Source organism: Streptomyces sp. NTD107, from assembly GCF_059510435.1.
On sequence record NZ_JCAJZV010000008.1, the window covers coordinates 177,298 to 199,946 of the forward strand.

Below are 22,649 nucleotides of genomic sequence, written 5' to 3' on the forward strand. Positions count from 1 at the left end.
GGCGGATGCGTGGTGCGAGGGGGGACGCCGGGCCCGGCCGGGCACGCCGGCGCGCGGGGGCCGGCCGGATCGCCGCGGGGGCGCTGCTGCTGGCGGCGGTCTCCCTGCTGCCCTGGCTGTCCGGGAGCGACCCCGCGCTGACCGTGCTGCGGGCGCGTTCGGCCGACCAGGACCCGACGCCGGCGCAGCTGGCGACGGTACGGGAGCAGCTGGGCCTGGACGCCGGCCCGTTCGCGCATCTCGCGCAGTGGCTGGGCGGGCTGCCGCGCGGCGACGCGGGCGTCTCGTGGGTGTCGGGCGAACCGGTCCTGCCCGAGGTACTGACCGCCTTCGCGGTCTCCTTCACCCTCATGACGGGTGCCCTGGTGGTCACGCTCGCCGTGGCGGCGCTGGTGAGCGCCCGTACCCTGCGGCTCGGCTCCCGGCGGCGGCTGCGGCACGGCGGCGCGGGCACCGGCGCCGCCGCGCTCGCCGCGCTGCCCAAGTTTCTGCTCGCCTCGCTCCTGGCGACGGTGTTCGGCGTCTGGCTCGGCTGGTTCCCGTCCAGCGGCTGGCAGGGACCGCAGTCGATGGTGCTGCCCGCGCTCGCGCTCGGCCTGCCGTCCGGGGCGATGATCGGCGGACTGCTCGACCAGGCGCTGCCCGCCGCGTTCAACGAGCCCTGGGCACGTACCTGTCACTCCCTGGGGTACCCGCCCCGGCTCGTCGCCCGCCGCGCGCTGCGCCGCACGCTGTCCGGCGTGCTCCCCCAACTGCTGCCGACCGTCGTCGCCCTGGTCGGCGGCGCCGTCGCCGTGGAGAAGATCTTCAACATCCCGGGGCTCGGCCGGCTCTCCCTCGACGCCGCGCTGGCCCAGGATCTGCCGCCGTTGCAGACCGCGACGCTGTTCCTCGTGCTGCTCGGGGTCGGCGCCGGACTGCTGATCCAGGCCCTGCGCCGGGCCCTCCTCGGCGCCGCCCTGCGGGACGGGGCCCTGCCCGCGCTGCACGCGCCGCCCCTGCCCCGGCACCGGATCCAGCGCCCCCTCGCCGTGCTGTGTGCCCTGGTCCTGCTGACGGTGGTGGTGGCGGGCCTGCTGCGCGACCCGCTGTACGTGGACACCGCCGCCCGGCTGCTGCCGCCCTCCGTGGCCCACCCGCTGGGCACCGACTCGCTCGGCCGTGATCTGCTGGCCCGGCTGGGCCACGGCGCGCTGCGCACGACGGGTGTCGCCCTCGTGGTGGCCGCGGTGTGCGCCGTCACCGGGCTGCTGCTGGGCCTGGCGGCTCGGCTGAGCGCGGGTCTGACCGAGGTGATGTCGACGCTGCCCGCGGTCGTCGCCGGGCTGCTCACCACCGCGCTGACCGGACCGTCGGTGGGGGGCGCGGCGCTGGCGGTGTGCCTGGTCGGCTGGACCCCCTACGCCGCGCAGACCGCGGCGCTGCTCGAACAGGAACGGGCGTCGGGGCATCTGCTGGCGTCCGTCTCCTTCGGCGCGGGGCCGCTGCACCGGCTGCGCCGCCACTACCTGCCGGCGGTGCTGCCCGCCGTACTGCGCAACGCCGTGCTGCGGCTGCCCACCACGGTCCTGGTGCTGGCCTCCCTCGGCTTCCTCGGCCTGGGCGAGCAGCCGCCGACTCCGGAGTGGGGCCGGCTGCTGTCCGAGGGCCAGCCGTATCTGGAGCTGGCGCCCTGGACGGTGCTCGGCCCGGCCTGCGCACTCGTCCTGCTGTCCGTACTCGCCGTGTCGGGCACCGCGTCCGCACGGGTCAACGGCGCCCGGCGCCGGCCCGCCGGCGGGGCCCCGGCCACCCCGGACGGCCGCCCGGAGGGCCGCCCCGCCCCCGAGCCGGTCGCCGTCCGCTGATCACGGGGCCACAGCCGGCCGGGCCCACGCCACGGGCGCGCGTCGTCCACCGGGCAGCCGGGGTGCGGCCGGCCGGTCCGGCGTCGTCGGGTGAACGCGGGGCGGCGGCGTGGTGCCGGGCGACGGCGGGCTCAGTCGCCGGCCGCACCGCTGGGGTTGGGGGCGGGTACGGTGCCGGGGCCCGGTCGGCGCACCGCTTCCGGGGCCCGGGCGATCGATCGCCACCAGGGGTCGGGGGCGGGCGGGTGGGCCGGTTCGAAGGAGCCGCCTGGCCGGGGCACCACCAGGGGTACCCCGTGCCGCTCGCACTCGGCGGCGGTGCGCTCGGCGGGTTCGTCCCACGGGTGCAGCGCCAGGTTGAAGGTGCCCCAGTGGATGGGCAGCAGCACCCCGGGCTCGCCGGCCGGCCCCGCCAGGTCGCGGTGCGCGCGTACCCCTTCTTCCGGGGTCATGTGGATGTCGGGCCAGTACTCGGCGCTGTAGGCGCCGATCTGCATCATCGTGGCGTGGAACGGGCCGAGTTCGGCGCCGATCTTCGCGAAGCCGGGGAAGTAGCCGGTGTCGCCGCTGTGGAAGATCCGGTGCCGCGGCCCGGTGACCGCCCAGGACGCCCACAGGGTCAGCCCGGTGTTGCGGACCCCCCGGCCGCAGAAGTGCTGCCCCGGGGTGGCGGTCAGGGTCAGCTCGCCGGCCGTCGTGGACTCCCACCAGTCCAGTTCGGTGATCCGGTCGGCCGGCACCCCCCAGTGCTCCAGATGGGCGCCGACCCCCAGCGGTACGGCGAAGGGCGCGCCGGTGGCGATCAGCGCCTTCACGGTGGGCATGTCGAGGTGGTCGTAGTGGTCGTGGGAGATGACCACCGCGTCCAGCGGCCCGAGTTCGGCCAGCGGCAGCGGGGCCGGGTGCAGCCGGCGGGGGCCGGCGAAGCCGACGGGTGAGCAGCGCTCGCCCCACACCGGGTCGAACAGCACCCGGTGTCCGTCGATCTCGGCGAGCACGGTGGCGTGGCCCAGCCAGGTCAGCCGCAGCCCGGACTGCGGCGCCGGGGCGGCTTCGCCGGAAGCGGCCGGGGCGAAGGCGGGGCGGGCCAGCGGGGGTACGGCGGTGGGGCGGCGGCGCAGCCGGTCGGCGCGGCGGGTGAAGTCCCGGGCCATCCGGAGCGGGGAGCTGGGGGTGCCGGCGCCGACCGGGCGCTCGTTGCGGAAGGCCCCGTCGCGGAACTGCGGTGAGCGTCGGATCCTGGCGAGCCGTTCGCCGGTCGGGTCGGCGCCGAAGGACTCGGGTCGCACCCTGCCGACCACGGCGGCGGACAGGGCTTTGGGCCCCGGCCGGCTGGTTGAGGGTGTTTCGGACACGATGACCTCCTCGGCAAGCCTTTCGTCACTGTAACCGAACGGGGTGTCGAGGCGGTTGCCGTCCTTTCGGCCGCCGCGGGCGGACGGAAAAATCGATCTCCCGGCTGACCCGGGCGCCGGGGGGCGACCGTAGGGTGACCGGCATGGATCGCATCCGGGCCGTCAGACGCCGTTTTCCGATCAACGCCGATGGCGGCTGGGCCGTACTGCTGTTGCTGGTGGGCGGGTGGCACATCATGGTGGATCCGGAGGTACGGCACACCGCGGCGGTCGTGGTGGCGCTGGTGATCGCGGGGATCGTGTCGGCGGCCGTGGCGCTGCGCCGCCGGAGCCCGGAGAAGGCGCTGCTGCTGGCGCTGCTGGTGTGCGTGGTGCAAATCGTGCTGGGCTTCGGGCCGCTGACCACGATGTTCGCCGTGTTCGTGGCGATAGCGACCGCCGCCAGCCAAGGTGCCCCCTGGGCGGCGTGGCTGGCGCTGGTCGGCGGTCTGGCGACGGCGCTGCTGGCGGCGGTGGTGAACGCGCTCACCGAGTCCGATCCGGTGCACATGGCGCTCGGGGCGGCGGTGTGGCTGTCAGTGCCGTTCACGCTGAGCTGGGCGCTGGGCAATCGGGCCCGGTTCCGGCGCCGCTACCGCAGGCAGCTCGCCGAACGCGCCGCGTCCCAGGAGCGTCTTGACGCCACCTGCCGGCGGGCGGCGCTGGTCGCCACGCGGGTGGAGATCTGCCGCGAGATGTACGACATCACCGGCCACCGGCTGGCGGGCATGGTGGTGCAGGCGGACGCCGCCGGGCGGGTGCTGTCCCGGGCGCCGGAGCAGACCGGTCGGGCGCTGGAGGCGATATCGGACGCGGGGCGCGTCTCGGCGCACGAGCTGCGGCAGACGGGGGTGCTGCTGCGGCAGGCGGAGTGAACGGCGGCCCTGGTGGTCACAGGGCGTAGGCCGGCTGTTCCTCTTCCGGGTCGGCGCGGACCACGTCCAGGCGGGGGTCGGCGATGAGTTGGTCGATGACGTGCGGGGCCGCGGCGATGCCGGCCCAGTGCGGGTCGATGTCGGCGGCGACGCACCAGGCGCGGTCGGCCGGCCAGACGAACGCGGGATCCGGCATCGCGAACCGGGGCTGCCCGGGCCACATGGGCGCCGCACCCCAGTCCTCGGCCCGGGAGAGCGGGCCGCGGAACAACAGATAGGCGCGGTGGGGCACTTCGACCTTCGGCCCCTCCAGCACCTCGGGGGGAAAGGCCGGCGCGACCGGCGGGGGCGACTGCGGGGTGCCGTCGTCGCTGACGGAGAGAACGACCATCGAGCCGTCGGCCGAGCCGTGGAGATCGCCGTACCCCTCCCACAGGCAGAAGTAGCACTCCTCGGGGGTACGGGTGTGCCCGGCCAGCACGTCGAAGAGGACGCGCAGTCGTTCGGTCTCGGTCAGCTCGGAGTTGTCCCGGGCCTCGTTCTCGTGCTGTCCTTCGAAGGCGGGGTCGGGCAGGAAGCGCAGCCTGGCGTGGGCGGCGAAGCCGGCCGGGCCGAAGCTCACCAGGCGTTGCCAGGGGAGGTCGCTCGACACGATCCAGTCGGCGGGTGTCAGGTCGGAACAGGGTGTCAGGGGCACGGGCCCCAGGGTAGGAAGCCGGGCCCGGGCCGTCGAACGGTTTAGCCGGACGAGGCCGGCCCGGGGCGCCGGTCCCAGCGGGCTCAGTGGGTGGGGGTCGGCGCGCCGCGCAGTCCGGTCCTGGCCGGCTCGGGGCGGTGCACGCCGCGCGGGCGGTAGCCCAGCAGGTCGGCGTGGCCGGTGAGGTCGGCCAGCAGCCAGGTGATGGCCAGCCACATCTCGGTGCCCTGGAGTCCGGGGGCGCGGCCCGGGCCCGTACCGTCCGGGGAGGGGCCGAAGGCGAAGCCGCGGTCGGGGTGCCACTGGTCCAGGGTGCGGTCCAGCCGGGCGGCGGCCCAGCGCCGGATCTCCTCGGCGCGGTGCGGGCTCTGCCGCCCCGCCAGCCACAGGGGGTGGGCCACGTCGAGGACATGGCAGGCGTTGTCGCGGCCCGGGCCGAACCAGCGCGGGTCGCGGGCGTGGTCGAGCACCGTGTCAATCACCCGTTCGGGGTGGGGTATGGGGACCCCGAACTGGGCGAAGGAGCCCCGGGTGAGGCGGTAGTAGCCGTTGACGACCTGGAGCCGCCCGTGCTCCGGCCGGGGGCTGCCCCACATGCCGGTGAACGGGTCCACGCGGGTGAGCAGCCAGCCGAACAGGGCCTCCAGGGCGCCGGGCCCGGCCGGTTCGGTGCCGTGGGCGAGGTTCCAGTGGGCGGCGGTGGCCACCGCGTCCACCCAGCTGCCGGCGTGCCAGGCCAGCTCGTCCCAGGGCTGGTCGGCCAGCCGCTCCAGCAACTGCCCGGCGGAGAGCCCGGCCACCGTGCGCACCGGGTGGGCGAAGGAACTCCCCAGCAGATCGAGCGCGTAGCCCACGGACAGGATGTGGTACAGCGCCGCCCCGTCGTCGACGAAGCCGTCCGGGCCGGCTGCGGCGAGCGGGCGGCCGTGTTCCGGCACCAGACCGGTGGCCGGGTCCTGGAGCCCGCGCAGCAGTGCGATGTGCTCTTGGGCGGGCAGTTGGCCGGGGGCGGTGCCCAGCAGCAGGTCGGCGATCTCAACGGCGTCGCAGTGCGCGCGTACGGTCGGCTCGGCCTCGGGCCGGTCCCGGTAGGCCGTGCCGTCCCAGGCCCGGGCCAGAATGCCGGGCGCCTGGGCGCGGACGGTGGCCGCGAAGCGGGTCAGGCGCTCCTGCGGTCCGGCCTCGCGCGAGGCTCCGGACCGCTTGGAGCCGGCCGCTTTCGCACCGCCCTGGTCGCGGCGGTCGCGGATGAAGCGGGCGGGGTTGCCGCCGACCATGGCCCACTCCGGTACGTCGCGGGTGACCACGGCGCCCGCCCCGATGACGCAGTGGTCGCCGATGGTGACCCCGTCCAGGATCACCACGTTCGAGCCGATCCACACGTCGTCGCCGACGGTGATGCCTTGGCTGGTGGTGGCCTGCCGGTGGATGCGGGTCTCCGGCGCGGTGGAGTGGTTGAAGCCCAGCAGGGAGGTGTGGGCGCCGATCCGGACCGCCTCGCCGAGGGTGACGGTGCCCCGCACAGTGGTGAAGGGGTTGAAGGTGCAGTCGGCGCCGGTGGTGACGGTGCCGGTGAGATAGGCGTGGGCGGCGATGTACGAGCCGTCCCCCAGCCGCAGTCGGTCGGGGTGCACGGCGGCGCGCTCCGAGACGAAGCAGCGCTCGCCGATCTCGGCGGTGCCGGCCTCGGTCAGCCGCCGCTGTCGCTCGCGCTGCGCGGCGCGCTGTTCCGGGGTGGCCTCCGCCTCGAAGAACCAGGGAAGGAAGTCGAGCCGGTCGTCGTCGGGTTGCTGCATGGAGTGGGCCTCACCTGGGGTGCACGGAGCGAGTGAATCGCTTCAAACGCTAGGGGTGTCTTCAAAGTAGCGCCGTCCGCCCGAAGCGCGGGCCGGGCGGCGTTACGGCGAAGACACCCCTGGGCGTACCCCGGGCGCGGGGCAAGGAGTCGCCGGTCAGTCGGCGCTGCCGAACGCCGCGTCGAAGGAGGCGGCCGGCGGCGGGTAGTCGTAGGCGCGCAGCCGTGCCAGGGCCTCGGGGGCGCCGGCCAGCCGGTCCATCCCGGCGTCCTCCCACTCCACCGAGATGGGACCCTCGTAGCCGATGGAGCCCAGCATCCGGAAGACGTCCTCCCAGGCGACATCGCCGTGCCCGGCGGAGACGAAGTCCCAGCCGCGCCGCGGGTCGCCCCACGGCAGATGCGAGCCGAGCCGCCCGCTGCGTCCGTCGAGCCGCTTGCGGGCCTCCTTGCAGTCGACGTGGTAGATGCGGTCCCGGAAGTCGTACAGGAAGCCCGCCGGGTCCAGGTCCTGCCACACGAAGTGGCTGGGGTCGAAGTTGAGGCCGAACGCGGGGCGGTTGCCGATGGCGTCCAGGGTCTGCTTGGTGGTCCAGTAGTCGTAGGCGATCTCGCCGGGATGCACCTCGTGGGCGAACCGCACGCCCTCGGCGTCGAAGACGTCCAGGATCGGGTTCCAGCGCTCCGCGAAGTCGGCGTAGCCGCGCTCGATCATGCCGGGCGGCACCGGCGGGAACATGGCGACCAGGTGCCAGATCGGCGAGCCGGTGAAGCCGATCACCGTCCGAACCCCGAAGGCGGCGGCGGCCCGCGCGGTGTCGGCGATCTCGGCGGCGGCGCGCTGCCGTACGCCCTCGGGCTCGCCGTCGCCCCAGATCCGGGCGGGCAGGATGTTCCGGTGCCGCTCGTCGATGATGGCGTCGCACACGGCCTGGCCGACCAGATGGTTGGAGATCGCCCAGCACTTGAGGCCGTACTTGGCCAGCAGCGCGTGCCGGCCCTTGAGGTAACCGGGCTCCTTCAGCGCCCGGTCGACCTCGAAGTGGTCACCCCAGCAGGCGAGTTCCAGGCCGTCGTAGCCGAAGTCGCGGGCCAGCGAACAGACCTCCTCCAGGGGCAGGTCGGCCCACTGGCCGGTGAACAGGGTGAAGTCACGGGGCATGGTGGTTACTCCTGTCAACAGGTGCGGGGCGTACGGCGGCTCCGGTACGCCGAGGTGGTGCGCCGGTCGGTCAGTGGGGTGCGGGCGGGTAGCTGAAGAGGTGGTCGCTGATGAGCCGGGCGGCTCCGATGACCCCGGCCACCGGGCCGAGTTCGCCCAGGACGATGGGGAGGTTTCCGGTGGCCAGCGGCAGGGACTGCCGGTAGACCTGGGTGCGGATGGCGGCGAGCAGGGTGTGGCCAAGACCGGTCACCCCGCCCCCGATCACGACCAGCGCGGGGTTGAAGAAGCTGACCAGGGCGGCGATCACATCGCCGGTGCGCAGGCCGCCGAGCCGGATGAGTTCGAGGGCGGCGGTGTCGCCGGCCGCCGCGGCTGCGGCCACGTCGGCGGCGTCCAGGCTGCCGCGCCGCTCCAGCGCGGCGGCCAGCGCCGGGGAGTGGCCGCCGTGGGCGGCGCTCTCGGCGTCCAGGGCCAGGGCTGCGCCGCCGAAGTACGCCTCAAGACAGCCCCGGTTGCCGCAGGGGCAGGGGCGGCCGTCCTGTTCGACCTGGATGTGGCCGATGTCCCCGGCGCTGCCGGTGGCGCCGCGGTGCACCCGGCCGTCCACCACGATGCCGCAGCCGATGCCGGTGCCGATCTTGACGCAGATGAAGTCCTGTACGGAGTGGGCCACTCCGGCGTGCCGTTCGCCCAGCGCCATCAGGTTGACATCGTTGTCCACCATGACCGGGCAGCCCAGTTCCTGGCTGAGCGCCTCGCGGACCGGAAAGCCGTCCCAGCCGGGCATGATCGGCGGGGCCACCGGTATCCCCTCGGGGAAGCGCACCGGTCCCGGCAGACCGATACCGGCGCCGTCGAAGGCCGCTCCGCCGGTGGCGGCCCGCAGTTCGGCCGCCATGGCCAGGACCCGCTCCAGGACGGCAACCGGTCCCTCGCGTACGTCGACGGGCTGGGTGCGATGTCCCAGGATCTCCAGTTCGGGCCCGGTGACGGCGACATCGACCGAGGTGGCGCCCAGGTCGACGCCGAGGAACCGCAATTGTGGGGTCAGCCGCACATTGTGTGAGGGACGGCCACCCCGGGAGGCGGCCAGCCCGTCGGCGGCCACCAGTCCGGTGGCCAGCAGCCGGTCCAGCTCCACCGCCAGCCGGGAGCGGGAGAGTTCCACCTTCTCGCCGAGCTGGGCGCGCGAGGCCGGGCCGCCGTCGCGCAGCAGCCGCAGCAATCGCGCCTGGTGGACGTTCGCGGGCCGGGCCGTAATGCGTCTCACGCGCCCTCCCGCCGTCGTCGGCATCCGGTGCCCCGGACGGCGACGGGCCGCCGGGCTTCGCTGGGGAAACTAACAGTGAAGATGCGTGACGGGAAGAACTTCGGCAAAATCCGCACCACCTTTCTCCCGGGTCGGGACAAAGTCCGGGTGGGCGGAACCCATGACCGCCGTACGAATCGAACGAAGCGCCTAGACTGCCCGATCGAGGGACACCCCGTGGTGTCGCGCACCACCCTTCGTCACTTCTCTCCCGTCGGGACCGCCCCATGCGAAGCAGTACCCAGGTGCTCAAGCGCGCGGCCACCGCGTGGAAGCGCGAACCCACCGCGCCCACCCCGCGTCCGCCGCTGATCAGAGAGCTGTTGCTCCTGACCGTGCTCTATCTGGGGTACAAGCTCGGCAGACGCGCGGCGAACGGCCAGTTCACCGAGGCATACCGCAACGCCGAACGGGTCTGGGACTTCGAACGCGCCCTCCGGCTGCCCAGCGAGAGCTGGGTGCAGGAGGTGATGATGCACTTCGAGCCGGTGATCCGCGCCATCAACATCTACTACGCCACGGTCCACTTCCCGGCCACCGTCGCGTTCATCGCCTGGATGTACTGGCGCCGGCCCGGCTTCTACGTGTGGATCCGCTGGGTGCTGGTGTGGCTCACCGGCGCGGGCCTGGTGCTGCACCTGCTGGTGCCGCTGGCCCCGCCCCGGCTGTACAAGGTCACCGGACTGATCGACACCAGCGCGGTGTTCGGGCCCTCCGTGTACGCGAGCAAGCCCGATCCGAACTCGCTGGCCAACCAGTTCGCCGCCATGCCCTCGCTGCACGTGGGCTGGTCGATCGTGATCGCCGTCGGACTGATCGTGGCCACCCGCACCCGGTGGCGCTGGCTGTGGCTGCTGCATCCGCTGATCACCATCACCGCGGTGGTGTCCACCGGGCACCACTACTGGCTGGACGGCATGGTGGCCGCGGCGTTCCTCGGCATCATCCTGCTGGTGCTGCGCCCGCCCCACCGGACGGCCGCCGCCCGCGTACCGGCGACGTTCTCGCTGTGGCGGCCGGCCGCGGCGCGGGCGGGGACGCCGCCCCCCATGCCCGCCGCCGTACCGCACGGATCCGCCGGCGCGGAGCCCCCCGCTCCGCGGCCGGCGGACCTGGCCCACCGGGACCGCTGAGCCGGCCACCGGCAAAGTGGGTGGGGTACGTCGGGGTCAGCCCTTGACGCACACCACCTGCTTGAGCTTGGTCACTACCTCGACCAGATCCCGCTGGGCGTCGATCACCTGCTCGATCGGCTTGTAGGCGCCGGGGATCTCATCGACCACTCCGGCGTCCTTGCGGCACTCGACACCCTGGGTCTGGTCGGCCAGATCCTGCGCGGTGAACCGCTTCTTCGCCTGATTCCGGCTCATCCGCCGCCCCGCTCCGTGCGAGGCGGACTGGAAGGAGGCGGCGTTCCCCAGCCCCTTGACGATGTACGAACCGGTGCCCATCGAACCGGGGATGATCCCGTACTCCCCACTGCCGGCCCGGATCGCGCCCTTGCGGGTGACCAGCAGATCCACTCCGTCGTAGCGCTCCTCGGCCACGTAGTTGTGGTGGCACGAGATGACATCGCCGAAGGTGGGCTTCGCCTTCTTGAACTCCTTGATGATCACTGTGCGCAGCAGGCCCATCATCACCTCGCGATTGCGCCGGGCGTACTCCTGCGCCCAGAACAGATCGTGGCGGTAGGCGGCCATCTGCGGAGTGTCCGTGACAAAGACGGCCAGATCGCGGTCGGGCAGGTCCTGATTGTGCGGCAGTTTCTGGGCCTGTCCGATGTGGAACTCGGCCAGTTCCTTGCCGATGTTGCGGGATCCGGAGTGCAGCATGAGCCACACCGCATCATCCGTATCAACACACATCTCGATAAAATGATTTCCACCACCAAGGGAGCCCATCTGCAACCCGGCCCGCTCCCGGCGGAACCGCACCTGTTCGGCGATACCGTCGAAGCCGGCCCAGAACTCGTCCCAGCCCGCGCCGGGCAGGCCGTAGATCTTCGTCGGGTCCACCGGCTCCCGGTGCAGCTGGAAGCCGACCGGAATGGCCTCCTCGATGCGGGAGCGCAGCCCGGAAAGATCGCCGGGCAGGTCGTTCGCGGTGAGCGAGGTCCTCACCGCGGTCATGCCGCAGCCGATGTCCACACCCACCGCGGCCGGGCAGACCGCGTCGCGCATGGCGATCACCGAGCCGACCGTGGCACCCTTTCCGTAGTGCACGTCCGGCATCACGGCCAGCCCGGCGATCCACGGAAGTGTCGTCACATTCCGCAACTGACGCATTGCGCCGTCCTCGACAGTGGCCGGATCCGCCCACATCCGGATCGGCACCCGGGCGCCGGGCACCTCGGAGTAAGCCATCATTTCCCCCAATCGCCGTAGTGATGATCGGATTTCATTGTCGCGGCGGCACCCGGTTCACCGGCAACCGGTTTTGTGCGCCCCGGGGCGGGGCAACAGACTCCCCTTGTGATGTCGGAGAGCGGACCTCTATGGTTGAGCCGCCACAACCGCCTTGATCAGAACGTGATCTGATGACGCGTCACCCGATCAGGCCAAGGAGGGATCCGCCCATGGCCACTCATGGACGTCACCGCCGCTACAAGCCCAGCACGGTCTCCCGCGCGTCGCTGACCGTCACCGCGGGCGGCGCCGGGCTCGCGCTGCCGCTGATCAGCGCCGCCGGCGCCGAGGCCGCCTCGGTGGAGACCTGGGACAAGGTCGCCGAGTGCGAGAGCAGCGGCCGGTGGGACATCGACACGGGCAACGGCTACTTCGGCGGGCTCCAGTTCAAGCAGAGCACCTGGGAGGCGTTCGGCGGCACGGCATACGCGGCCCGCGCCGATCAGGCCACCAAGGACCAGCAGATAGCGATCGCCGAGAAGGTGCTGGACGGCCAGGGCCCCGGCGCCTGGCCCACCTGCTCCACCCGGGCCGGCCTCACCCGGGACGGGGGTGCCCCGCAGATCTCCCCGGACGGCGGCGCCGCCGAGCGTACGGAGGAGCGCGCCGAGCCGGACCCGACGCCCGCGCCCGCGCCCGCCGCCGGCACCCAGACCCAGGCGGCCGGCCAGGTCCGCACCGACACCGCCGATCCGTACCGGGTGGTCCGCGGCGACACGCTCTCCGCGATCGCCCGCACCCATCAGGTGGACGGCGGCTGGCAGTCGCTCTACGACCTCAACCGTGAGGTCATCGGTGGCAACCCCGATCTGATCTATCCGGGCCAGCGGCTGTCGCTGGCCGGCGGCGGCGCCACCGAGGCGCCGGAGCGGGCCCGCGAGACCCCGCCCGAGCAGGCGGCCGAGCCCGCCCCGGCCCCCGCCCCGGCCCCCACCCCGGAGCCCGCGCCCGCGCCCGCGCCCGAGGCGTCGAGCGGCTACTCGGCCCCGGTGGACGCGTCCACCGGTACGGCCTACCGCACCACCGGCAGCCTGTGGTCGCGCGGCTATCACACCGGGGTCGACTTCCCGGTCGCCACCGGCACCTCGGTCAAGTCGGTCGCCCAGGGCACCGTGGTGTCGGCCGGCTGGGCGGGCTCCTTCGGCTACGAGGTGATCGTCAAGCACGCCGACGGCAAATACAGCCAGTACGCGCATCTGTCGCAGATCTCGGTGTCCACCGGCCAGCCGGTCAGCGGCGGCCAGCAACTGGGCCGGGCGGGCTCCACCGGCAATTCCACCGGGCCGCATCTGCACTTCGAGATCCGCACCGGACAGGGCTTCGGCACCGATATCGACCCCGTCGGCTATCTGCGGAACAACGGCGTCTCACTGTGAGGCATTCCCCAGGGTGCCGGTGTGCCGCCGCGCACCGGCACCCTGGGAAACCGGACAGATGCTCCAGTAACCACCCAGAATGAGGAAGTCACCGTTCCGTTTTCTTCCCTCCGCACCCACCGGGTCAGTACCCTCGTCACTCCGAGGCCAATTCCGGCATATGCAGGAGACATTGGAGACGTCGATGGAACGACCCGCCTGGGCGCCGCAGGGCATCGATCTGTCCGTGCCGAGTGTTTCCCGTATGTATGACTTCTACCTCGGCGGTTCGCACAACTTCGAAGCGGACCGAATCGCCGCCCGGGCGGCCATCAAGGCGTTTCCGGGGCTCCCCAAAATCATGCAGACCAATCGCGCCTTCATGCGGCGGGCGGTACGCCACGCCGTGTCCGCCGGAGTCACCCAGTTCCTCGACATCGGCTCCGGCATACCCACCTTCGGCGGCGTCCACGAGATCGCCCGGGCCGCCGACGACCGCGCCACCGTGGTCCATGTCGACAACGACCCGGTCGCCGTCGCCCACAGCCGGGCCGTCCTCCAGGGGCAGGACGGTACGGGGGTGGTCGCCGCCGACTTCCGCGACCCCGCCGCCATCCTGCGCAGCGAACCGGTGCGCCGGCTGATCGACTTCGACCGCCCGGTGGCCGTGCTGCTGGTGGCGCTGCTGCACTTCGTCGAGGACCGCGACCAGCCGGCGGCGGCCATCGCCCGGCTGCGCGAAGCCCTCGCGCCCGGCAGCCTGCTGGTGCTCAGCCACGCCTCCACCGATACCGGGCCCCGTACCGCCGAGCAGGGCGCCCGGATCTCCGAGGTCTACCGGCGCGGCGGTGCCAGCCTGGTGCTGCGCTCGCGCGAGCGGATCCTGCCGTTCTTCGAGGGGTTCGAGCTGCTGGAGCCGGGGCTGGTCGCGCTCCCCGACTGGCGCCCGGACGAACCCGTCGACGAGGACGATCCGGTCGTCTACACGGGTCTCGCCGGGGTGGGGCGCGTCGCGTGAGCACTCCGCAGGCCGGCCCGCCCGCCGGCCCCCACGAGCCCGACGTACCCGCCGACGGGTTGCGCCGCTTCGCGCGGATCTGGTGCCGCGCCGTCTATCCGGGGACCACCACGTCGCTGACCCGGCCCGAGTTCGAGGAGTTGCTGCTGGGGCTGGCCGGCACGCTGGCCGGCGCGCTGCGTGCCCGGCCCTTCGATCCGGCGCCGGGCCGCGAGGTCGGCGAGGCGCTGGTCGCGGCGCACTGCACCGGCCCGGACTCGCTGCCCCGGGTGCTCGGGGTGCTGGACGCCTATCTGCTGCTGTACTGCGTGGACGCCGCCGAGTTGCCCGTCGACGAGGCGCGCTCGCGCTGCACCCGGCTCCAGCACGCGATGGCGGCCGGGTTCTCCCGCGCGCTCCAGGCCCGTACCCGCAGCGAGCAGGAGGCTCTGTCGCAGGCCGCGATCAACGCCCAGCGGGAGATCGGCGCGGCGCTGCACGAGAGCGAGGCCCGGTTCCGCGCGGTGTTCTCGGAGGCCGGTCTTGGCATCGGCATCTCCGACATGGACGGCAACATCCTGGACATCAACGGGTCGCTGGTGCGGATGTTCGGTGGCTCCGAGTATCACGTGCGCAGCCGCAATGTGCTGGAGCTCAGCCACCCGGAGGACTCCCCCGAGGTGTGGCGGATGCAGAACGAGCTGATGCGCGGGGAGCGTGAGCACTACCAGGCGGAGAAGCCGTACCACCGCTCGGACGGCACCGTGCTGTGGACGAATCTGACGGTGTCGCTGCTGCGGGACGCACAGGGCCGGCCGCAGTACATGCTGGCGATGGTGGAGGACGTGACCGAGCGCCGGCTGTTCCAGTTGCGGCTGCGCTATCAGGCCACCCATGACGCGCTGACCGATCTGCCCAACCGGGCGCTGTTCTTCGAGCGGCTGGAGCAGGCGCTGGCCCCGGGGTCGGCGGTCGGCCGGATCGGCCTGTGCTATCTGGATCTGGACGGTTTCAAGGCGGTCAACGATTCCCTGGGGCACGCGGTCGGCGACCAGTTGCTGATCGCGGTGGCCGAGCGGCTGGCGAGCCGGATCAGCGGGCCCGGGCGGCTGCTGGCGCGCATCGGCGGGGACGAGTTCGTGGCGCTGGTGACCGATCCGGTGTCGCCGGCCGCCGTCACCGAGGTGGCCGAGCGGGCGCTGGCCGCGCTGGCCGCGCCGGTGGAGGTGGCCGGGCGGGAGCTGCTGGTGCGCGCCAGCATCGGGGTGGTGGAGGGTGCCACCGGCGAGCTGAGCTCCTCGGAGGTGCTGCGCAGTGCGGACATCACCATGTACCGGGCGAAGGCGGAGGGCGGCAATCGGTACGCGCTGGCCGACCCGGACCGGGACGCGCGGGCGATCAGCCGGCACCATCTGACGCATCATCTGCCGGCGGCGCTCAAGGGCAGTGAGTTCTTCATCGAGTACCAGCCGCTGATCACCATGAGCGACGGTTCGCTGGAGGGGGCGGAGGCGCTGGTGCGCTGGAGCCATCCGCGGCACGGGGTGCTGGGCCCGGACCGGTTCATTCCGCTGGCGGAGCACACCGGGCTGATCGTGCCGCTGGGCCGGTGGGTGCTCAAGGAGGCGGTGCGGCAGGCGTGCGAGTGGCAGGTGCGGGGCATCGGCGGGGCGCGTCCGCTGCGGGTGAACGTGAATCTGTCGCCGCGTCAGCTGCACCATCCGGAGCTGGTGGAGGACACGGTGGCGGTGCTGGAGGAGGCGGGGCTGCCGCCGAGTTCGCTGTGTCTTGAGGTGACGGAGTCGGCGATGGTCTCGGCGGACGAGCAGGAGCTGAAGCCGCTGCGGCAGTTGGCGGAGCTGGGGGTGGGGATCGCGCTGGACGATTTCGGCACCGGCTACTCCAATCTGGCCAATCTGCGGTATCTGCCGGCCAGCACGCTGAAGCTGGACCGGTCCTTCACCCAGGGGTTGCAGCATCAGCCGGCGGATCCGGTGGATCTGAAGATCGTGGAGTCGATCGTGTCGCTGGCGCACACGCTTGAGCTGTCGGTGACGGTGGAGGGGGTGGAGACCCAGAGCCAGGCGCGGCAGTTGCGGGAGCTGGGCTGTGATTCGGCGCAGGGCTGGTACTACGCGCGCCCGGGGCCGCCGGAGCGGCTGCCGGAGGCGGTCTGACCGCGCCCGGGCGGCCGGGTGGGCTTCCGCTCGTTCCCGTTCGGTTCGCTCCTGTTCGGTTCACTCCCGTTCGATCACCAGCCGGCGCGGTGCGGCGGGGTGCGGGGCGGGCAGTCGCAGCGGGGCGGCCCCGGGGGTCCAGGAGCCGAGGACGGCGGGCGTGGTGGCCCCGGTGGCGGAGGGCAGGGTGCCGGGCAGGCCGTGCGCGCCGAGGAAGCCGAGGAGGGCGAAGAGATACGCCTCCTTGGCCTGGGCGGGCAGTCCGTGGTCGGCGCTGGTGCTGACCAGCGCGGGCGCGGCGCGGCGGCGGATGCGGTCCATCAGGGCGGGGTTGCGGACCCCGCCGCCGGCCACCACCAGTTCGGTCAGCCGGTGGGTGCGGCAGGCGGTGGCCACCAGTTGTGCGGTGAGTTCGGTGAGGGTGGCCACCAGGTCGTCGCCGGCCGGATCGCCGGGCCGCAGCAGGGCGTCGAGATAGCCGGGGTGGAAGAGTTCCTTGCCGGTGGATTTGGGCGCCGGCAGCCGGTAGTACGGCTCGGCCAGCAGCCGCTCCAGCAGCCCGGCGTCGACCCGGCCGCGGGCGGCCCGTACCCCGCCGGTGTCCATGTGTTCCGCTCCCCGGCTGTGGGCCGTGACGACCGCGTCGATCAGCGCGTTGGCCGGTCCGAGGTCGTACGCGATCACCTGGCGCGGCGCGTGCGGCGGTCCCGGGACGGTGATGTTGGCGATCCCGCCGAGGTTGAGGGCGCCGCGCCGGGTGCCGTCGCCGAGCAGCCACAGCGCGTCCAGCAGGGAGACCAGTGGGGCGCCCTGGCCGCCCCGGGCGATGTCGGCGGTGCGCAGGTCGGAGAGCACCGGCAGACCGGTGGCGTGGGCGATCCAGGCGGCGGAGCCCAGTTGCAGGGTGCCCAGCGCCCGGCCGTCGTCCACCCAGTGGTAGACGGTCTGGCCGTGCGAGGCCACCAGGTCGGCGGCGCCGCCGGTGAGTCGGGTGTTGGCGCGGGCGGCCACCGCGCCGAAGAACTGCCCCAGCTCGGTGTCGAGCCGGCACACCTGGGCCAGGTCCGCCCGGGCGGGCGGCAGGACGGCGGCGATCGCTTCCCGCAGCGGGGCGGGGAACGGTTCGCTGTGCAGTCCGAGCGGGCGCAGCGCGATGGTGTGGGGATCGGTGAGGCGCAGGTGGGCGGCGGCCACGTCGACGGCGTCGTACGAGGTGCCGCTGAGCATGCCGAGTACGGTCTGGGTCCGGGCGGGGTCCATGGCGGTCATGGTGCCGGAAATCCGGTGCGGAGGGCAGTGCGGCCCTCGGTAGGATTGCGGGGACTCAGCAGCAGTTCTCGTCACGTTGCGTGACTGATCCACTTCTCACCATTGGAGCATCCGAGGATGACCCGACACCTCATCACCAGTGCGCTGCCGTACATCAACGGGATCAAGCACCTGGGGAACATGGTCGGCTCGATGCTCCCGGCGGATGTGTACTCCCGCTATCTGCGGCAGCGCGGCCACGAGGTGCTGTACATCTGTGCCACCGATGAGCACGGCACCCCGGCGGAGCTGGCGGCCAAGGCGGCGGGGCTGCCGGTCGCCGAGTTCTGCGCGCGGCAGCACGAGGCGCAGAAGGCGGTGTACGACGGCTTCGGTCTGTCCTTCGACTACTTCGGGCGGACCTCATCGGCGCAGAACATCGAGATCACCCAGCACTTCGCGCGCCGGCTGAAGGCCAATGGCTTCATCGAGGAGCGCTCCACCCGCCAGGTGTACTCGCTGGCCGATGAGCGGTTCCTCCCGGACCGCTACATCGTGGGCACCTGCCCGTTCTGCGGTTACGAGGCGGCGCGCGGCGACCAGTGCGAGAACTGCACCCGGGTGCTGGACCCCACCGATCTGCTGAACCCGCGCTCGGCGGTCTCCGGCAGCACCGAGCTGGAGATCCGCGAGACCGCGCATCTGTTCCTGCTCCAGTCGAAGCTGGAGGGCGAGGTGGAGGCGTTCGTCGAGGAGGCGGGCAAGGAGTGGCCGGTGCTGGCGTCCTCGATCGCCCGCAAGTGGCTGACGGAGGGGCTGCACGACCGGGCGATCACCCGCGATCTGGAGTGGGGGGTGCCGGTGCCGGCCGACACCTGGCCGGAGCTGGCCGCCGAGGGCAAGGTCTTCTACGTGTGGTTCGACGCGCCGATCGGCTACATCGGCGCCACCAAGGAGTGGGCGGACGCGGCCGGGGACGGCGAGGTGCGCGACTGGCGCTCGTGGTGGTTCGGCACCGGCGAGGAGGCGGCCGGCTCGGTGCGGTACACCGAGTTCATGGCGAAGGACAACGTCCCCTTCCACACGGTGATGTTCCCGGCCACCGAGCTGGGCACCCGGGAGCCGTGGAAGAAGGTCGACTACGTCAAGGCGTTCAACTGGCTGACGTACTACGGCGGCAAGTTCTCCACCTCGCAGAACCGCGGCATCTTCGTCGACGACGCCCTGGAGCTGCTGCCCGCCGACTACTGGCGGTACTTCCTGATGGCGAGCGCCCCCGAGTCGGACGACGCGTCGTTCTCCTGGGAGCACTTCTCCGCGATCGTCAACAAGGACCTGGCGGACACCCTGGGCAACTTCGTCAACCGGGTGCTGACGTTCTCGCGCAAGCGGTTCGGCGACGCGGTGCCGGCCGGGCACGCCGCCGGTGAGGCCGAGGCGAAGCTGGGCGCCGAGGTGGCCCGGCTGCTCGCGGAGTACGAGGAGCACCTGGAGGCGCTCCAGTTCCGCAAGGCGGCGTTCGCGCTGCGCGCGCTGTGGAGCGCGGGCAACTCCTACCTGGAGGAGAAGGCGCCGTGGCTGGAGATCAAGACCGATCCGGAGGGGGCGGCGCTGACGCTGCGCACCGCGATGAATCTGATCCAGCTGTACGCGGTGGTCTCCGAGCCGATCATCCCGGCCTCCGCCGCCGTGCTGCGGTCGGTGTTCGGCACGGTGGACGCCGGGACCTGGGTGACGCCGGAGCGGGCCGCCGCGCTGGACGCGGTCCCGGCGGGCACCGCGTTCACCGTGCCGCCGGTGCTGTTCGCGAAGATCACCGAGGATGATCTGGCGGGTTACCGGGAGCGCTTCGGCGGCGCGCCGGAGTAGTCCGGCAGCGGCAAGGACGGTACGCGCCGCCCGCCGGCCCCGGGAGCACCGGTGGCCGGCGGGCGGCGCCGTGTCATGGGCGGGCGGCGGAGCGCTCCTGCGCCCGTACGTCGTCGGCCGGCCGTGGCCCGCGGGCGTCGATGAGGTGCTGGATGAGGGTCACCAGGACCTGGGTGGCGGAGGCGGACTGCCGGGCGTCGCACAGCACGATCGGCACCTGCGGGTTGAGGTCCATGGCGGCCCGGATCTCCGGGACGGCGTAGCGGTGGGCGCCGTCGAACTCGTTGACGGCGACGATGAAGCCGACGCCGCGCCGCTCGAAGAAGTCCACGGCGGGGAAGCTCTCCTCAAGGCGGCGGGTGTCGGCGAGCACCACGGCGCCCAGCGCGCCGTGGCACAGCTCGTTCCACATGAACCAGAACCGCTCCTGCCCGGGGGTGCCGAAGAGATACAGCACGTGGTCGTTGCTCAGGGTGATCCGGCCGAAGTCCATGGCGACGGTGGTGGAGGTCTTGCGTTCGATGCCCTCCAGGCTGTCGGTCCCGGCGCTCACCTGGGTGAGGATCTCCTCGGTGCTGAGTGGTTCGATCTCGCTGACGGCGCCGACAAAGGTGGTCTTGCCGACTCCGAAGCCGCCCGCGATGAGGATCTTCACCGCCGTGGGGAAGGGGTCACAGCCGTTTGCGGAGTCCATGCAGGACCGCCTCCAACAGGTCTTTGCCGATGGGTTGGTGGGGCTGGAGTTCGGGGGCCCGGGTGGTCACCGCGCCGCGTTCCAGCAGGTCGGACAGCAGCACCTTGGCGATGGTGACGGGCAGCCGGACGTGCGCGGCGAGCTCGGCGACCGAGAGCGGGGTGCGGCACAGTGCCAGCAGCTGGTCGTGCTCGGGAGCCGCCGGGCCGCGTACGTCCGCGCCGGTGGCCCGTACCAGGGTCAGCAGATCCAGCTCGGCGGCGGGCCTGGTGCGACCGCCGCTGGCGGTGAAGGGGCGCACCAGGGCGCCGGCGTCGTCGTCGAGCCAGGGCTGCGGCAGGGGTTCTGGCATCGGGTCACTGTCCCGCCGGCTGCCGGGGCGGGGTGGACAGCGCCGGGCGCACGCTCTTGACCAGCATGGCCATCTCGTAGCCGAGGACGGCGGGGTCGGCCTGCCGGTCGGCGATGACGGCCAGGCAGGCGCCGGTGCCGGCGCTGGAGACGAACAGCAGGGTGTGGTCGAGCTCGACCACGACCTGGCGTACCTCGCCCGAATCCCCGAAGCGGGTGCCTGCGGTGCGGGCGAGCCCGTACAGGCCGGCGGCGAGGGCGGCCAGCTGGTCGGCGCCGGTCCGCTCCAGGCCGTGGGCGGCGGTCACCAGGCCGTCGATGGACAGCAGCACGGCGCTGTGCGCGTGCGGCACCCGGTCGACGAGTCCGGTCAGCAGCCAGGACAGATCGGTGTCCGCCCGGTCCAGGGGCGCTTCGCTCACCATGGTCGTGTCGTTCTCCTCGGGGGTTGTCGGGGGTTGTCAGGAGGTGTCGTCGACGTGGCGCCGTCCGCCCGGAGGGCGGCCCCGCGGTGTCCGGTGCGGGGGGCACCTCCCGGCCATGGGGTATCCCCTGCTCGAAGAGCTTGGGGAGGGGCTACTTGGGCGTCTCGACAGCTCTGCTTCCCAGGTCCCTCAACAGAGCAGGGACGGAGCGAAGCGGAGTGCGGCGAGGTTCCCCCAGGCCCTTGGGGCCCTGGGAGGTGCCCCCGGTTCCAGGCATCGCGGGGCAGGCGGGACTCTGACGACACCCCCTAGTGCTCGTCGGGTTCTTCGGCGAGGCTGGTGCCGCGCCGGAAGGCGGCCATCAGGCCGGGGTCGGGTTCGGGGTCCGGCTCGGGCGCGCGCTCGGCGGCGAGGGAGGCGGCCAGGCCGGGGACGGGCGGGGTGATGTCGCGCAGTTGTGGTACGAGGTGCTGCTGGCGTCTGCGGCGCGGCAGTTGGGGGCGGGTGGGGGGCGCGGAGCAGGCGTGCGGGGCGGTGGTGCGGGTGGTCACGGTGGTGGGGATCACCGGCTCGGCGGGGGCGGCGCGGCGGCGCGGCGGTCCTGGCACGAACTGGCCCTCGGATTCGTTGCCCAGCAGTTCGTCGGGGAGGACGAGGACGGCCTGGACGCCGCCGTAGATGTTGCTCTGGAGCTGGACGACGATGTCGTGGCGGCGGGCGAGGGTGGAGACGACGAACAGGCCCACCCGGCCGTCTTCGAGGAGTTCGGCGACGTCGAGGGGTTCGGCGCCGGCCAGGACGGCGTTCATCCGGCTCGCTTCGGCGTCGGTCATGCCCAGGCCGCGGTCCTCGACCTCGATGGCGAGGCCGGCGGTGACCCGCTGGACGCGGAGCAGGACCCGGGTCTGGGGGGCGGAGTACAGGGTGGCGTTCTCGACGAGTTCGGCCAGCAGATGGATGACGTCGGCGACGGCGTGGCCGCGTACGGTGCCCTCGATGGGGGGCACCAGCTTGACCCGGGTGTACTGCTCGACCTCGGCGATGCACGAGCGCAGCACTTCGGTGAGGGCGACGGGGCGGGTCCATTGCCGTCGGGAGACGGCGCCGCCGAGGACGGCGAGGTTCTCGGCGTGCCGGCGGATGCGGGTGGCGAGGTGGTCGATGTGGAAGAGGCCCTTGAGCAGATCCGGGTCCTCCACCTCGTGTTCGAGTTCGTCGAGGTGTTCCAGCTGGCGGTGGACGAAGGTCTGCATGCGGCGGGCGAGGTTGACGAAGACCTCGATCTTCTCGGCGCTGCCTGCGGCGCCGCCGGGGGTGAGGGCGAGGGCCCGGGCGACGGCGGCCTCGGCGGCGTGCCGGTGGGCGTCGATCTCGTGGCCGAGGGCGGCGAGGCTGTCGGGCAGCGGATCGGGGGCGGCGGGCGGGGTACCGGTGTCGTCGTCGGCGCCGGTGGCGGCGTCGGCCCGGCGGTGGGTTCCCCGGGGGGGCGGGGCGGCGAGTTCGGCTCGGTGCCGGGCGAGCCGGCGGGCGAGGGCGGCGTGCCGGGCGGCCTGGATCCGTGCCTCGCCGGCGGCGGTGGCGGCGGCTGCGGCGAGCACGGCGCCGGCGCACAAGGCGGCGGCGACGAGTAAGGGGGCGGGTTGGGTCAGGCGCTGGACGGCGAGGAGCGCGGCGGCGCCGATGGCGGCGACCAGCGCGGCGGGCAGCACGGCCAGGCGCAGCAGTCGGCCCCGCGCGGGGTGGGGCCGTGGCGGGGCGGCGGAGGCGGGCCGGCCGCTTCCGGTGAGCGCCCGTTGGCTGCTGGGTTCGGGCATCGGCGTCCTTCGGATTCTCGTGGGCGGAGGATGGCCACCGCGAACGAGTGGCTCTGGGTGCCGGTGCCCACGCTAAGCGTCAACTGACCACGTACTGCCCCCGATATGAGCAATCGCCACCCCTCGCCAGCTCCCAACGAGTGAATACCGAAGGCCCACGATTGACCCCCTGCGAGTGAGCGGGGCGAAAGGGGTGGCGCCCGGTGATCACCGCCGAAATCGGGGAGACGGC

At 72.9% G+C, this 22,649-nt stretch carries 18 protein-coding genes; 7 read left to right on the forward strand and 11 right to left on the reverse strand.

Going from position 1 to position 22,649, the window contains the following annotated elements:
* Nucleotides 1-5: 5 nt before the first annotated feature.
* Nucleotides 6-1,847, forward strand: a complete 1,842-nt coding sequence (locus AC5WRL_RS18325) for an ABC transporter permease subunit (RefSeq protein WP_496089649.1) — start codon at nt 6-8, stop codon at nt 1,845-1,847.
* Between the two features lie 131 nt (nt 1,848-1,978).
* Here the strand turns inward: AC5WRL_RS18325 and AC5WRL_RS18330 are convergent, their stop codons facing one another.
* Nucleotides 1,979-3,160: an MBL fold metallo-hydrolase gene (locus AC5WRL_RS18330; protein ID WP_496089735.1), complete on the reverse strand. Its 1,182-nt coding sequence runs from the start codon at nt 3,158-3,160 to the stop codon at nt 1,979-1,981.
* A 185-nt stretch (nt 3,161-3,345) separates the two neighbouring features.
* Between AC5WRL_RS18330 and AC5WRL_RS18335 the strand changes: the two genes are divergently transcribed.
* The gene (locus AC5WRL_RS18335) at nt 3,346-4,116 is read left to right on the forward strand and encodes a DUF7134 domain-containing protein (protein WP_496089650.1); all 771 of its coding nucleotides are present in this window, start codon (nt 3,346-3,348) and stop codon (nt 4,114-4,116) included.
* 16 nt (nt 4,117-4,132) lie between these two features.
* On the opposite strand, the gene AC5WRL_RS18340 is transcribed toward AC5WRL_RS18335, so the two are convergent.
* The 4 genes from AC5WRL_RS18340 to AC5WRL_RS18355 all read right to left on the reverse strand — a co-directional run bounded on the left by AC5WRL_RS18340 (nt 4,133) and on the right by AC5WRL_RS18355 (nt 9,034).
* On the reverse strand, nt 4,133-4,813 hold the full coding sequence (locus AC5WRL_RS18340) for a hypothetical protein (RefSeq protein ID WP_496089651.1): 681 nt from the start codon (nt 4,811-4,813) through the stop codon (nt 4,133-4,135).
* Between the two features lie 83 nt (nt 4,814-4,896).
* A complete protein-coding gene (locus AC5WRL_RS18345) occupies nt 4,897-6,609 on the reverse strand; it encodes an acyltransferase (RefSeq protein ID WP_496089652.1) in 1,713 nt (570 codons plus the stop codon).
* A 156-nt stretch (nt 6,610-6,765) separates the two neighbouring features.
* Nucleotides 6,766-7,770 carry a sugar phosphate isomerase/epimerase family protein gene (locus AC5WRL_RS18350; RefSeq protein WP_496089653.1) on the reverse strand — a complete coding sequence of 335 codons (1,005 nt, stop codon included), beginning with the start codon at nt 7,768-7,770 and terminating at the stop codon, nt 6,766-6,768.
* 70 nt (nt 7,771-7,840) lie between these two features.
* Entirely contained in the window at nt 7,841-9,034 is a 1,194-nt protein-coding gene (locus tag AC5WRL_RS18355; protein WP_496089736.1) for an ROK family protein, read from the reverse strand.
* Nucleotides 9,035-9,309: 275 nt separating this feature from the next.
* Between AC5WRL_RS18355 and AC5WRL_RS18360 the strand changes: the two genes are divergently transcribed.
* On the forward strand, nt 9,310-10,215 hold the full coding sequence (locus AC5WRL_RS18360) for a phosphatase PAP2 family protein (protein WP_496089654.1): 906 nt from the start codon (nt 9,310-9,312) through the stop codon (nt 10,213-10,215).
* A 36-nt stretch (nt 10,216-10,251) separates the two neighbouring features.
* Here the strand turns inward: AC5WRL_RS18360 and AC5WRL_RS18365 are convergent, their stop codons facing one another.
* Nucleotides 10,252-11,445 (reverse strand): RtcB family protein, encoded by a 1,194-nt coding sequence (locus AC5WRL_RS18365; protein ID WP_496089737.1) that lies wholly within the window; start codon nt 11,443-11,445, stop codon nt 10,252-10,254.
* A 212-nt stretch (nt 11,446-11,657) separates the two neighbouring features.
* Here AC5WRL_RS18365 and AC5WRL_RS18370 point away from each other — a divergent pair, with 212 nt between their 5' ends.
* The 3 genes from AC5WRL_RS18370 to AC5WRL_RS18380 all read left to right on the forward strand — a co-directional run bounded on the left by AC5WRL_RS18370 (nt 11,658) and on the right by AC5WRL_RS18380 (nt 16,016).
* The gene (locus AC5WRL_RS18370; RefSeq protein ID WP_496089655.1) at nt 11,658-12,863 is read left to right on the forward strand and encodes a transglycosylase family protein; all 1,206 of its coding nucleotides are present in this window, start codon (nt 11,658-11,660) and stop codon (nt 12,861-12,863) included.
* Nucleotides 12,864-13,047: 184 nt separating this feature from the next.
* On the forward strand, nt 13,048-13,860 hold the full coding sequence (locus AC5WRL_RS18375; protein ID WP_496089656.1) for an SAM-dependent methyltransferase: 813 nt from the start codon (nt 13,048-13,050) through the stop codon (nt 13,858-13,860).
* Nucleotides 13,857-16,016, forward strand: coding sequence for a putative bifunctional diguanylate cyclase/phosphodiesterase (locus AC5WRL_RS18380; protein WP_496089657.1), 2,160 nt, complete (start codon nt 13,857-13,859; stop codon nt 16,014-16,016). Before AC5WRL_RS18375 ends, AC5WRL_RS18380 begins: the two co-directional genes overlap by 4 nt.
* Before the next feature lie 60 nt (nt 16,017-16,076).
* Here AC5WRL_RS18380 and AC5WRL_RS18385 read toward each other — a convergent pair whose 3' ends face one another.
* Nucleotides 16,077-17,285, reverse strand: a complete 1,209-nt coding sequence (locus tag AC5WRL_RS18385; RefSeq protein WP_496089658.1) for an anhydro-N-acetylmuramic acid kinase — start codon at nt 17,283-17,285, stop codon at nt 16,077-16,079.
* Between the two features lie 117 nt (nt 17,286-17,402).
* On the opposite strand from AC5WRL_RS18385, the gene metG reads away from it, so the two are divergent.
* The gene (metG, locus tag AC5WRL_RS18390) at nt 17,403-19,133 is read left to right on the forward strand and encodes a methionine--tRNA ligase (RefSeq protein WP_496089659.1); all 1,731 of its coding nucleotides are present in this window, start codon (nt 17,403-17,405) and stop codon (nt 19,131-19,133) included.
* Nucleotides 19,134-19,206: 73 nt separating this feature from the next.
* Here metG and AC5WRL_RS18395 read toward each other — a convergent pair whose 3' ends face one another.
* From AC5WRL_RS18395 to AC5WRL_RS18410, 4 genes are all read right to left on the reverse strand, one after another.
* Entirely contained in the window at nt 19,207-19,827 is a 621-nt protein-coding gene (locus AC5WRL_RS18395; protein WP_496089660.1) for a GTP-binding protein, read from the reverse strand.
* Nucleotides 19,805-20,179 carry a DUF742 domain-containing protein gene (locus tag AC5WRL_RS18400; protein ID WP_496089661.1) on the reverse strand — a complete coding sequence of 125 codons (375 nt, stop codon included), beginning with the start codon at nt 20,177-20,179 and terminating at the stop codon, nt 19,805-19,807. The genes AC5WRL_RS18395 and AC5WRL_RS18400 overlap by 23 nt, the downstream gene beginning before the upstream one ends.
* A gap of 4 nt (nt 20,180-20,183) precedes the next feature.
* Nucleotides 20,184-20,603 carry a roadblock/LC7 domain-containing protein gene (locus AC5WRL_RS18405; RefSeq protein ID WP_496089662.1) on the reverse strand — a complete coding sequence of 140 codons (420 nt, stop codon included), beginning with the start codon at nt 20,601-20,603 and terminating at the stop codon, nt 20,184-20,186.
* A gap of 308 nt (nt 20,604-20,911) precedes the next feature.
* Nucleotides 20,912-22,417, reverse strand: coding sequence for a sensor histidine kinase (locus AC5WRL_RS18410; RefSeq protein WP_496089663.1), 1,506 nt, complete (start codon nt 22,415-22,417; stop codon nt 20,912-20,914).
* Between the last annotated feature and the right edge of the window lie 232 nt (nt 22,418-22,649).